This is a genomic window from bacterium (assembly GCA_021371935.1).
In the GTDB taxonomy this organism is placed as follows: domain Bacteria; phylum Armatimonadota; class UBA5829; order UBA5829; family UBA5829; genus UBA5829.
In genome coordinates this window covers 12,787-25,955 of sequence record JAJFVF010000013.1, presented here as the reverse complement: position 1 = coordinate 25,955, position 13,169 = coordinate 12,787, and the positions used below count along the sequence as shown (strand labels likewise).

Genomic DNA, 13,169 nt, shown 5'->3' with positions numbered 1-13,169 from the left:
TGCTTAGACTGTTACCGTCTCGCGTTCGTCATCGGGTGTTGAACTAGGGTTTGATGGTTCATTCGTATCCACATCAAGTCCGCCGCGCTTGCTCCAGAGTGTCGCACCAGTCAGAGCGAGCAGCGCAACTATCGTAATCGTTGCACGCACTGCATTCGACATCGGCTGTATGACAATCGGAGCCAGCAGCACCGCGACCAGGTTCATAACCTTTATCATCGGGTTGAGAGCCGGACCGGCAGTATCCTTGAACGGATCGCCGACCGTGTCGCCGACGACAGCAGCCTTGTGCTCGGGTGTGCCCTTGCCGCCGAACATACCATCTTCGATCTTCTTCTTAGCGTTGTCCCAGAGACCACCCGCGTTGGAAAGGAGAACCGCCATCAACTGACCTGTGACGATTGTTCCTGCAAGGAATCCACCGAGAGCCGCAGCACCGTTCATATCACCAAAACCCAGGCCGAAACCGACCAAGATCGGCGCGCTGACAGCCAAAACTGCAGGACTCATCAGCTCTTTCTGAGCAGCAGAAGTGGAGATAGCAACGCACTTCTGGTAGTCAGGCTTGCCCTTGTCGGAACCGCTTCGTGGATCATAGTCCATAATACCCACGATCTCACGGAACTGTCTGCGGACTTCCTGCACCAGGTCGAATGCCGCACGGGTTACCGCATTGATGGCGAATGAACTGAACAGGAACGGCACCGCGCCGCCGATCAGCAGACCGATAAAGACGTTTGTGATGTCGATGCGGATACCAACATTCAGCAGACCGGCGTCAGCCATAAATGATCTAAATAAAGCCGTAGCCGCAATAACAGCGGTTGCGATAGCCAGACCCTTGGTGAGAGCCTTGGTCGTGTTGCCCACCGCGTCGAGCTTGGCAACGATCTTTTCGGCGTTGGAGTCCTCACCCTCGTCCTTCAAAGCACCGGACATCTCGAAGATGCCGTTGGCGTTATCGGAGATCGGGCCATATGTGTCCATCGCAAGCATGAAGCCTGTGGTGGTCAGGAGTCCAAGACCGGAAAGTGCGATTCCGTAGGCAGCCATCGCAGCGTCGCCCTTGAAGAGCAGCACGCTGGCAAGGATTGCGAGACAAATCGCGACTATTCCCCAGACACTCGACTCAAGACCGGAAGCAAAACCGGAAAGTATGATCGTAGCCGGACCGGTCTTTGCAGACTTGGCGCACTCGGTGACAGGTTTGCCGTCGATTGCAGTGAAGTGCTCGGTCATCTTGTCGATGATCACGGACAGGATGATACCACTGAGGTTCGCAAGAGCAAATCTCCACCACTCGAAACCGGCAACCGGGACCTTCATCTCAAAAACGTAGTAGCTGAGGCCAAAGAAACCAATCGTCGCAAAAATCGATGCGATTATAAATCCCTTGTTGATAGGCACCATCGGGTTCATATCCATATCATCAGAACCCTTGACACTGTAGATGCCGATGATCGACGCAACCACACCCCAAGCTCTGATGAGAAGCGGGTAGACAACCAGCGCCAGACCGGCAGCACCAAGACCGAGTGTGGTCGATGCGGCGGCGCCGAGAATAATCGCGGCAACGAGAGTGACTTCATAGCTCTCGAAGATATCGGCAGCCATACCGGCGCAGTCGCCGACGTTGTCACCGACGTTATCGGCGATAGTGGCGGCATTTCGAGGATCGTCCTCAGGAATACTCTGTTCGACCTTGCCTACAAGGTCGGCGCCCACGTCAGCAGCCTTTGTATATATACCACCGCCGATCCTCATAAAGAGGGCGGCAAGACATCCACCAAAACCGAATCCAATAAGGACCTTCATCGACTCATTGCCGAAGAGGTAGAAGACAGCACAAGCACCCATCAGACCTAGACCGACTGTCGCCATACCGGAGACGCCGCCCGCGCGGAACGCCACATAAAGCGCATGCTTGAAACTCGAAAGAGCGGCATTGGCAACGCGAACATTTGCGCGCACGGCCATCATCATACCGATGAATCCCGCAAGATACGATGCGGCCACGCCGAGAATAAACGCAAAGCTCACACCAACATAGATAGGAATGACATGGAAGACGCGGTCAGTGCCGCCGAATCCCTCAACATTCTTATATAGGAATATCAGGCCGATAGCAATGATAATCACGAAGACGGACATCGTGGCTACTTGCTTTTTTAGATATGCCAGTGCGCCTTCCTGAACAGCCTTGGCTACACCGACCATACCCTTTGATCCCGGATCTTCCTTGTTGATGGCTCTAAACCACATCAACCCAAACAACAGACCGATAACCGCGCAGACAAATACCGCCAAAACTGAGGGCCACATAATGGACAGTTCCTCGAATTTCGGAAGCGTGATTGCTTCGCTGGCGAATGCCGCGGACGGTAGCACTATGCCCAGCAGAACCATCGAGACGAGCCCGATAAACATTCTGCCAAGCCTGCTATGAGTCTTGGACTCGCAGTGCATGTTTTGACTTCCCCCTTTGAAAAGTACTTATTGCCCACATTATTCACGAAGAACGTGAATAACGCTCTCGGAGACCCGTATTATGCGCTTCCCGCATAATTCGGGCTAGGCAAACAAAATGCCGCTTCTCACATTACTGCTGCGAGACCTGCGGCGTCTCTTGCAACTGGATACAACCCCGTATCCCACAAGATTATAAGGCAAGGCTGAGGCCGTGTCAAGAAAGCTGGCGCATGGAAATTGTTCAGGTTTCTACGCACGAACATACATCGCAATATGATTATGCTAGACCTCTTCACTTCAACTTTGTGCCAATTCTTTTATTGACGACAATCGCTCATTTATGGTATGATTTTCAAGTTTGGCAAAACACACCGTTTCAGACTATGGACGTTGGTGTTCCTGCACATGCGGAATTACGCCCTGGAATGATGAAGCGGGAAGATTAACCTTAGGAGGATACAGTTTTGGCATCGATTTCAATGAAGGAACTGCTGGAAGCCGGCGTTCACTTCGGTCACCGCACTCACAGATGGAACCCCAAGATGAAGAGATATATCTATGGGGGACGCAACGGAATCTACATCATCGATCTTCACCAAACCCTCAAGCTCTTTGAAGACGCACGAAAGTTTATCCAGGATGTCGCCGCAGAAGGCAAAACGATACTCTTCGTGGGGACAAAGAAGCAGGCACAGGAAGCAGTGGAGACGGCTGCAAAGCAGTGTGGGATGTATTATGTGAACCAGAGATGGCTGGGCGGAATGCTCACCAACTATCGTACCATACAGACCCGCATCGCAAGGCTCAGAGAACTCGAAAAGATGGAAGCCGACGGAATCTTCGAGCAGCTTACCAAGAAAGAAGCTGCCAAGCTCCGTGAGCAGAGAGATAAACTCGAGAGGTTCCTGGGTGGAATCAAAGATATGCCCCAACTGCCGGGCGCTATATATATCGTGGACCTCAAGAAGGAGAGAATTGCCCTTCTGGAAGCTCGCAAACTCGACATCCCGGTCGTCGCAATAGTCGACACCAACTGCGACCCGGATGAAGTCGACTATGTGATCCCCGGCAACGATGACGCAATCCGCGCTATCAAGCTCATTTCGAGCAAACTCGCCGAGGCTATCGTGGAAGTCAAGCCTGCAGCCGAAGAGGCTGAAGAGGTCGAGGAAGCAGCAGCCGAAGCAGAGGGCGAGGGTGAAGAGACCTCAGAAGAAGGCGAAGAAGAAAAACCGGAGGCTGAAGAGGAAGTCTTTATCGGCGCAGAAGGCGCTGAAGACACCCAGACAGAAGATAAGGTAGAATAACCGATTATCTGCTCAATCGCATTTGCGGTGGAGCATTGTATATATACTTGGAGAGTGAAACATGGCAATTACTGCCGATATGGTTAAGAAACTGAGAGAACAGACCGGCGCGGGCATGATGGACTGCAAAAAAGCGCTCACCGAAACAAACGGTGATTACGAAAAGGCAGTCACTCTGCTTCGCGAAAAGGGCATCGCAGTCGCAGCCAAACGCGAGACAAAGAGCGCTTCGGAGGGTCTGATAGGCTGCTTTGTCACGGGTGATAATAAAGCCGGAGCGATGGTCGAGGTAAACTGTGAGACTACATTCGTCGCCAAGACACCCGAATTCGTCGAACTGGCCAAGGGACTTGCGAAATTCGTAGCAGAGTCCGGCGATATAGCCAACCTAGATGCGATGCTCGACACACCATTCAAGGACGGCAGACCCGTCAAAGACCTGGTCAACGAGCTTATGGGCAAGATCGGCGAAAAACTGGCGGTGAACAGGTTCGTGCGCCTTGCAACCGATGGTGTGATCGGCTCTTATGTGCATATGGGCGATCAGATCGGGGTGCTTGTCGAACTTAAAGGAGCAGCAGTCTCCGATACATCACTGAGTCTTGCAAAGGATATCGCTATGCACATAGCCTGGGCAAACCCGGACTATATGAAGCGCGATGACATTGCTGCCGATGCTATCGACAAAGAACGAGACGTTCATAGACAGTGGGCGATCAAAGAAGGCAAGCCTGAGAAAATTATCGACAGGATCATCGATGGGCGGATGAAAGAGTTCTATTCCCGCGTGTGCCTGTTGGAGCAGCCTTTCATTAAGGATGAGGATCAGACCATCGAGGACCTGGTCAAGGCCGCCGCAAAAACAACCGGCGAAGACATAAAGATAGCTGGATACGTAAGATACCGCGTTGGAGAAACATCCGGTGACTGACTCTAAATCGAGCATAGACCGAAAATGGAACCGAGTCCTGCTCAAGCTGTCGGGACAGGCGTTTTCAGGTTCACAAAAACTTGGACTCTGCCCCGACACAATCGAGTCCATCGCTCTGGGCATCAAGGAAGCTAGAGAGTCCGGAGTAGAGATAGCCGTCGTGATCGGCGCGGGTAACATTATCCGCGGCGGATCGGCATCAAATAAGGGCATGGACCGGGCAACCGCTGATTATATGGGCATGCTCGGAACGGTCATCAACTCGCTGGCGCTGCAGGATGCACTCGAGAAGATGGGAGTACATACACGAGTTCAGTCGGCAATCAAAATGGCTGAAGTGGCTGAACCGTTTATTCTCAGACGAGCGATCAGGCATCTCGAAAAGGGAAGAGTGGTGATTCTGGCGGCAGGCACGGGCAATCCGTTCTTTACCACCGACACTGCCGCATCCCTTCGTGCGCTCGAAATCAAGGCCGATGCCGTGCTCAAAGCAACGAACGTCGATGGAGTCTACACAAGCGATCCGCATAAAGACAAAGACGCAGTCAAATTCGATGAGATCAGCTATATGGACGCGATCAGCCGAAACCTGGGCATTATGGATCTGACTGCTTTCACTCTGTGTATGGAGAACAACTTACCCATAGTCGTATTCGACATAACCACGCCCGGCAACATCGCAAGAGCCGCGCGTGGTGAAACAATCGGCACACTCGTAAGGGGAGGGAAGGACTCTTGACTGCAGAAGTAATTCAGGAAGCCGAAAGGCGCATGCAAAAGGCGGTAGAAGCCGCCGATCATGACTTTGCCACCATAAGGACCGGCAGAGCCAATCCGATGCTGCTCGAAGGGATCAAAGTAGATTATTACGGCACACCTACACCCATCAATCAATTGGCCGGAATCTCGGTTCCCGAGCCCAGGCAATTGCTGATCTCACCATGGGACCGCAACAGTATCGACGCGATATCCAAGGCGATCCAGAGTTCGGATATCGGAATAACGCCGCAGAGTGATGGTCAGGTGATAAGGCTCAACATTCCATATCTGACTGAAGAGAGACGTAAGGACCTCATCAAGCAGCTTCATAAGAAGTCGGAGGATCACAAGATTGCGGTACGCAATATACGCCGTGACGCAAATGAACATCTCAAGGCACAGGAAAAGAAATCGGAGATATCCGAGGATGAGATGAAGCGTGAGCAGGAAAAAATACAAAAGCTCACAGATAAATTTATTGTCGATATAGACAAACACACGGCAGCAAAAGAGGCTGAACTCAAAGAGGTATAACCCCATTTAACATCCAGGATAGAAATGTCTCGGGCGGTCTGGGACAACATAGATCAAATATAGGATGGTCGGGGGTATTCCTGCCCCCGACTTGTTTATTCAAAATTTACGTCCGGGGCAAGAATACCCCGGACGATCTGGTTTTCAATGGATACCTGCTTTTATATTGGTGATTAGGCTGTTTGCAGGCGATATATGGAGCACGAATAATTTGAGCCGCAAATCTTATACAGACTTGGACCCGGAGAGAATACCCAAGCACATCGCTGTGATAATGGACGGAAACGGCAGATGGGCCAGACGCAGGGGTCTGCCGCGCCTTGAAGGACATCGACGCGGATATAAATCACTGAAAAACTTCGTAATCAATGCGGCTGACTTCGGCGTAAAGGTCATTACGGCATATGCGTTCTCGTCCGAAAACTGGAAGCGGCCTGCTGATGAAGTCAGCGGGCTGATGAAGCTGATTCGTTATGCAGCAAAAGCCGAGCTGAACTACATGAAGAAAGAAAATGTCCGAATTATCACAAGCGGACGCTTTCATGAGCTGCCGAAGGAACTGCAGAAACAGTTCAACGAGGATTATGAGGAGACAAAAAACAACGACCGTATCATACTTAACATCGCGGTCAACTATGGCGGTCGAAATGAAATAGTGGATGCAGTGAAAAAGGCCGCGGCTATGGTTTCCGAGGGTAAGATTGCCGCGGATGATATAGATGAGAAGACGCTTACCGGCCTTATGTATCACCCTGAACTGCCCGAGCCGGACCTTATGATCCGCACTGCCGGTGAGATGCGTGTAAGCAATTTCCTGCTTTGGGAGACTGCATACTCCGAGCTATTTGTCACAGACACTCTCTGGCCTGATTTCTCTAAAGACGATCTATATGATGCGATCAAGAGCTATCAAGGGCGCACGCGTAAATTTGGCAAAGTGGTTGACGAGAGTGGAGATCACAAATGAGTGAGTCACGGCCTGTGCGTATTTCAATATTGGGTTCGACCGGGTCTATAGGAACACAGGTTTTGGATGTAGTCAAGCGGCTGGGTCATCAAAGGGTCCGCATCGTCGGCCTCGGCGCGCAGAATAATGCCGACCTGCTTATCTCGCAGGCATTGGAGTTCATGCCCAAAGCGGTCTGCATTGGAGACGGTCAGGCGAAAGATAAGGTCGAATCGACCCTAAGTAGTTGTGGGATCAGGGTCTACACCGGCAAGAACGGATTCGATGAGCTTGCCGTGGAGGATGAAACTGATAAAATAGTAGTATCGGTCGCGGGCACGCCGGGGCTTTCCCCCACCCTCAAGGCTATCGAGGCGGGTAAGGATGTGGCTCTGGCGAGCAAAGAGGTATTGGTGGCGGCAGGTCATCTGGTCATGGAGGCTGCATCGCGCAAAGGTGTGGCTTTGCTGCCCATAGACAGTGAGCACTCGGCTATTTTCCAGTGCCTCAACGGCGAGGACCGCAATAGTATTGAAAAGATATATCTGACCGCTTCAGGCGGAGCTTTCAGGGATAAGCCAAAATCCGAGTTGGCCGACGTGACTGCCGAACAGGCTCTCGCCCATCCGACATGGAAGATGGGCAAGAAGGTGACTGTCGACTCGGCCACGCTGATGAATAAGGGTCTCGAAATTATCGAGGCGAAGTGGCTCTTTGGCGTTGAGGCGGACAGGGTTGAGGTCGTGATACATCCGACAAGCATTGTGCACTCGATGGTCCGGTTTTGCGATGGATCGACAATTGCGCAGCTCGGTCTGCCGGATATGAGGCTGCCGATCCAGTATGCCCTGCTCTATCCGCAGCGGGTCGACTCGAAGCTGCCGAAACTTGATATTTTGAAAGCAGGAACACTGAGCTTTGGCGAAGTCGATATGGACAAGTTCGAATGTCTTGGGCTGGCGATGAAGGCCGCAAAAGTGGGCGGCACGCTGGCTGTTGTAATGAATGCTGCCGATGAGGTGGCGGTGGACATGTTCCTGAATGGCAGGATTGGCTTCCTGGATATTGCGAAGGTGGTTCGCAGAGCGATGGAAAGACATAAGTCAAAACCCTCGCCGTCACTTGAAGAGATATATGAAGTGGATGGAGAGACAAGGCACAAGGTTGCCGAATTTGTCTAGGCGCTGAGTTGTGCGCATCGAAAAAAAGCAGATTCCTTGTCGTTCCTCCATGGAATGACTGGAAAGAGTTCAGTTATTCGGAAATTTCCGGCTCAGCAGGAGCTTCGCCCTCCCAATAATAGACATCATGTGGATGGCGAGGTTTCCACCGAGCCATATTAGCACACGTAAAACTGAATTTTGTCTTTTAAAGGCAGCACAAATAATCAATACACATTACTAAATATCAATTCGGGAGCACCCTCTCCCCCAAGAGTGGGAGAAGGGTCGGCAGCTCAACAAACACATAGACAAATAATCAATACGCATTACTAAATACTAGATTGGAGCGGGGTTTGTTTATTGAAACGGCTGTAGCACTGGTTTTGTTGTTTGCAATATTGGTGATGTTCCATGAGCTGGGACACTTTACTGCTGCCCGGCTCGTTGGAATTCGCGTGGACGAATTCGCGTTCGGATTCGGTCCAAAGTTGATCACGCTATTCAAGCGTGGCGCCACGGAATATACGATCCATCCATTTCCACTCGGCGGGTTTGTAAAACTTGCAGGCATGGAGCCCGGCGAGGAAGATATATCTGATGGGTTTCAGGCACAGGCTATATGGAAACGGGCGCTGGTGATCTTTGCAGGGCCATTCGCCAGTTTCGTGCTCGCCGTGCTCGTGTTCGTGACGATGGGCATGTTCTGGGGCTTTTCGACCGGCACTACGGATAATCGGGTCGCTATGGTCACCCCACTATCCGTGGCTGCTAAGGCAGGCATACGCACAGGTGACCGGATCATCTCAATAGACGGCAAGACAGTCAAGAACGGAAAGGATATGACCAAGCTGATCCACAACAGCCCGGGCAAGAAGCTGAGCTTGATGATCGCGCGAAATGGCGAAAAATTCACAAAAACGGCGGTTCCCAGATGGACGATAATCTATATGAATGCCGTATGGTCATTTCCAGATGGTAAGCGTGGGGTCGTCGAAGAGATTGCCGATAAATCGAGCGCTCAAAAGGCTGGCCTTCAGGAAAAAGATAAGATCGTCTCCATAAATGGCAAAAAGATCAACAGCGGGACTGATTTCGCTGCAGCAATAAAGCAAATCGGTGATAGACAGGTAAAACTCGAGATCGACAGAGGCGGGAAGACAATTACACTGACTGCAAAACCGACCCCAAAAACTGAAAAGTTCATGGCCATCGGCCTGCTCGGATTTATGCCTGAACAAACCCTTAAAAAGGCTGGGTTTATCGAATCGGCAACCAAGGGTTTGATACTCACCAAGGATGTGGTTGTCGAAATCGTCGTTTCGCTCGGCAGCAAGAAGATAGCTGAGAACATCGGCGGTCCGCTGATGATCGCAAAAATCACACAGTCATCCGTTGCGCTCGGCACATACTCTATATTTCGACTGCTGGGGCTTTTGAGTATGAGCCTTGCGGTCATAAACCTGGTCCCGATACCCGTGGTGGACGGCGGCCATCTGGTTATACTGGCAATCGAGGCTGTTCGGCGTAAGCGCCTGACCCGGGAGCAGATGCAGACGGTCACAATGGTCGGCATATTCATACTCGGCGCGATATTCGTGACCGTGATATGGTCGGACTTGTTCAAGATATCCCAGGGGCTGGTGCCGCAATAGAGTGGAGAAGAGAGTGGAGAGTGGAGAGCAGAGAAGGCTGACGCGGAATGTTAAGGTCGGCAGTGTTGAGATAGGCGGCGATGCGCCTGTATCCGTCCAATCTATGACCAACACGCCGACTGCCGACGTGGATGCGACAGTGGCTCAGATCAAGCGCCTCGAGGTGGTTGGATGCGATATAATACGTGTCGCCGTGCCGAATATCGAGGCCGCTAAGGCTTTGAGCAGGATCAAACAGGCAATCTCGATCCCACTGGTTGCCGACATCCACTTCGACTACAAACTCGCTCTTGCAAGCCTGGACGCAGGTGTGGACAAGCTGCGAATCAACCCAGGCAATATCGGCTCGACAGACCGTGTTGAGGCTGTCGCGAAAGCGGCAAAGGAACGCGGCGTCCCGATCAGAATAGGTGTAAATGCCGGTTCAATCGACCGAAAACGCTATGGCGTGCCCACACCTGAAGCACTCGTCGAAAGCGGCCTGGACGAAGTCAGGGTCCTGGAAAAGCTTGGCTTTGAAGATATTGTGCTCTCGCTGAAGGCATTCGACGTACCTATGATGATCCATGCATACGAGTTGGCAAGTGAGCGCTGTGATTATCCGCTCCATCTGGGCGTGACCGAAGCCGGCCTCGCATGGGAGGGCACGATACGAAGCTCGGTAGGAATCGGGGCGCTGCTTGCTGAAGGAATCGGTGATACGATACGTGTATCGCTGACGGGTGACCCGGTCGAAGAAGTTAAAGTTGGCTATGAAATCTTAAACAGTCTTAGACTTAGGAGAAAGCCTTTTACTATCATCTCATGCCCGACGTGTGGTCGATGCGCTATAGATTTGACCGATATCGCCGACAAAGTTAGGCAGCGTCTGGAAGCAAATCCGCCGTCAAAACCTATAACAGTGGCGGTTATGGGGTGTATAGTGAATGGTCCGGGTGAGGCATCGCTGGCAGATGTAGGGATCGCCGGAGGCAGAGGCGCCGGTGTGCTCTTTGCTAAGGGCGAAATGCTTCGGAGTGTGCCCGAAGAAAGGCTCGTGGATGAGCTTATCAAGGAAGTGGAGAAACTCTAAATTGATTAGAAGAGCAACGGTCTCGGATGTAGCAGAACTGCAGAGGCTTATAAACCAGTTCGCGGACAAAAGCGAAATGCTGCCGCGTTCACTCAACGCCATCTACGAAAATATTCGTGATTTTGTGGTTATGGAGGATGACGACAAGCGTTTATTGGGCTGCTGCGCACTGCACATCACATGGGCAGACCTTGCTGAGGTTCGTTCACTTGCTGTGGAGCCGGGTGTTCAGGGCAAAGGTTACGGCAGGATGCTGGTTCAGGCGTGTCTGGATGATGCAAAACAGATGGGTGTGCCGAAGATATTTGCACTTACGTATGTGCCGGGTTTCTTTGAAAAGATGGGGTTTTCACATATTGATAAGGGCGCACTGCCGCATAAGATATGGTCGGACTGCATCAACTGCCCGAAATTCCCTGACTGCGGCGAAGAAGCGGTCGCTATTCAATTATGAATTTTGAGTTGTTTGACATTGATCAGTTACTGCAACTGATTGGACGACTCAGGCAGCTTTCAAACTTTTTGACTTTCTAACTTTCTAACTTTTTGACTTAATCGACCGAGGTATATATGCGAGCATCAAATTTGTTCTTTCCAACTTTAAGAGAGGTCCCTGCCGAGGCTCAAATGACAAGCCACAGGCTGCTGCTGCGCGGCGGGTTTATACGCAATGTGGCGGCTGGGATATACGACTATCTGCCGCTGGGCTACAGGGTCATAAAAAAGATCGAGAAGATCGTGCGCGAAGAGATGGACGAACAGGGTGCGCAGGAACTGCTTATGCCCACAATGGTGCCTGCTGAGCTGTATCAGGAGGGTGAAAGATGGGACCTGGACGTGCTCTTTAGGTTCAAGGACAGAAACGCACGAGATTACTCGATAGGCTTTACGCATGAGGAAGTGATAACCGATATCGTGCGGCGCGATGTTCGCAGCTACCGCGAACTGCCTCTCAATCTCTATCAGATACAGACCAAAGGGCGTGACGAACCAAGGCCGAGAGGCGGAGTCGTGCGTGGCCGTGAGTTTATCATGCTCGACTCATACAGTTTCGACCGATGTTGGAAAGATCTGGACCTCGCGTACGACAAGATGTATGTCGCGTTCTCACGAATTTTCGCGAGATGCGGATTGAATGCTGCTGTGGTCGAGGCCGACTCGGGAGCAATAGGCGGCAAGGATAGCCAGGAATATATGGTAATCTGTGAAGCTGGTGAGGACACGATCCTTATCTGTGAGTCGTGCGGATACGGCGCAAATGCCGAAAAGTGCGAGATCGGCGAGCGGCCTGTTAAGAAATCCGATGATGAGATGCTGGCTCTTGAACTGGTCGACACGCCAAATGCTCGCACGATAGACCAGGTGACCTCATTCCTCAAGAAATCGCCCAAAAAGCTGGTCAAAACCCTCATATACAGGGCCGACGGCGAGATCATAGCGGCTCTCGTGCGAGGTGACAAGGAAATCAATGAACCTAAGCTGCGGATAGCTCTGGGTGCGAAATCCGTTGAGATGGCCGACCCTGAGACCATTATGGAGCTTACCGGCGCGGAAGTCGGGTTCGCCGGACCTGTGGGGCTTAAGGGAGTCAAGATTATCGCCGACTGTGAGGTCGAGGGCATGGCGAATTTCGTGGTGGGCGCAAACAAGACGGATGCGCACTACGTCAATGTCAACCTCGGCAGAGATTTCGACGTGACGCAATACGCCGATATCCGTATTGCGACTAAAGGCGATCCATGTCCCAAGTGCAATGGAACACTCAGGGCTGAACGCGGGATGGAAGTCGGGCATATATTCAAGCTCGGCACACGATATTCCGATGTAATGGACGCGAAATTCCTGGATGACGACGGCAAAGAGAAGTCATTTATCATGGGCTGCTACGGGATGGGAGTGAGCCGGATGCTGGCAGCTATTCCCGAGGCTCACAACGATAAGGACGGCATCATCTGGCCGATCAGTGTGGCGCCATTCGAGGTGGTCGTGATCCTGCTCAATTCGGATGATGAAGACCAGTGCAATGCGGCGACACGGTTGTATGAGGAACTTCAGGAAAACGGTGTGGATGTGCTTCTGGACGAACGTGACGAACGACCTGGAGTAAAATTCAAAGACGCCGACCTGATGGGAGCATCCATCCAGGTTGTTGCGGGTCGACTTGCATCAGAAGGCAAGGTGGAGATCAGTCTCAGATCGACCAAAAATAAGGAAGAAGTCTCACTCGATGACGCCACAGCCAAGATATTGGAAATGCGTGCCGCTCTCTACCAGAAATTGGAAGAGAAAGCGCAGAAAGCTGTAGTCAAAGGGTAAGATTCGTAGATGTTGTTGAC

General features: G+C 51.7%; 11 protein-coding genes. 10 read left to right on the top strand and 1 reads right to left on the bottom strand.

Annotated features, from left to right (window positions below):
* Positions 1-3 precede the first annotated feature (3 nt).
* Positions 4-2,466, bottom strand: a complete 2,463-nt coding sequence (locus LLG46_10190; GenBank protein MCE5323667.1) for a sodium-translocating pyrophosphatase — start codon at positions 2,464-2,466, stop codon at positions 4-6.
* Between the two features lie 467 nt (positions 2,467-2,933).
* Here LLG46_10190 and rpsB point away from each other — a divergent pair, with 467 nt between their 5' ends.
* The 10 genes from rpsB (at position 2,934) to LLG46_10140 (ending at position 13,149) form a co-directional block, all read left to right on the top strand.
* Positions 2,934-3,776, top strand: coding sequence for a 30S ribosomal protein S2 (rpsB, locus tag LLG46_10185; GenBank protein MCE5323666.1), 843 nt, complete (start codon positions 2,934-2,936; stop codon positions 3,774-3,776).
* A 61-nt stretch (positions 3,777-3,837) separates the two neighbouring features.
* On the top strand, positions 3,838-4,707 hold the full coding sequence (tsf, locus tag LLG46_10180) for a translation elongation factor Ts (protein MCE5323665.1): 870 nt from the start codon (positions 3,838-3,840) through the stop codon (positions 4,705-4,707).
* Between the two features lie 13 nt (positions 4,708-4,720).
* Complete coding sequence (gene pyrH / locus LLG46_10175) at positions 4,721-5,446, top strand: UMP kinase (GenBank protein MCE5323664.1); 726 nt, start codon at positions 4,721-4,723, stop codon at positions 5,444-5,446.
* Positions 5,447-5,478: 32 nt separating this feature from the next.
* Complete coding sequence (frr, locus tag LLG46_10170; GenBank protein MCE5323663.1) at positions 5,479-6,000, top strand: ribosome recycling factor; 522 nt, start codon at positions 5,479-5,481, stop codon at positions 5,998-6,000.
* A 211-nt stretch (positions 6,001-6,211) separates the two neighbouring features.
* Positions 6,212-6,967, top strand: coding sequence for an isoprenyl transferase (locus tag LLG46_10165; protein MCE5323662.1), 756 nt, complete (start codon positions 6,212-6,214; stop codon positions 6,965-6,967).
* Positions 6,964-8,127, top strand: a complete 1,164-nt coding sequence (locus LLG46_10160) for a 1-deoxy-D-xylulose-5-phosphate reductoisomerase (protein ID MCE5323661.1) — start codon at positions 6,964-6,966, stop codon at positions 8,125-8,127. The genes LLG46_10165 and LLG46_10160 overlap by 4 nt, the downstream gene beginning before the upstream one ends.
* Before the next feature lie 335 nt (positions 8,128-8,462).
* A complete protein-coding gene (gene rseP / locus LLG46_10155; GenBank protein MCE5323660.1) occupies positions 8,463-9,761 on the top strand; it encodes an RIP metalloprotease RseP in 1,299 nt (432 codons plus the stop codon).
* 13 nt (positions 9,762-9,774) lie between these two features.
* Entirely contained in the window at positions 9,775-10,833 is a 1,059-nt protein-coding gene (ispG, locus tag LLG46_10150; GenBank protein ID MCE5323659.1) for a flavodoxin-dependent (E)-4-hydroxy-3-methylbut-2-enyl-diphosphate synthase, read from the top strand.
* A 1-nt stretch (position 10,834) separates the two neighbouring features.
* On the top strand, positions 10,835-11,287 hold the full coding sequence (locus tag LLG46_10145; protein ID MCE5323658.1) for an N-acetyltransferase: 453 nt from the start codon (positions 10,835-10,837) through the stop codon (positions 11,285-11,287).
* 116 nt (positions 11,288-11,403) lie between these two features.
* Complete coding sequence (locus tag LLG46_10140) at positions 11,404-13,149, top strand: proline--tRNA ligase (protein MCE5323657.1); 1,746 nt, start codon at positions 11,404-11,406, stop codon at positions 13,147-13,149.
* Positions 13,150-13,169 lie beyond the last annotated feature (20 nt).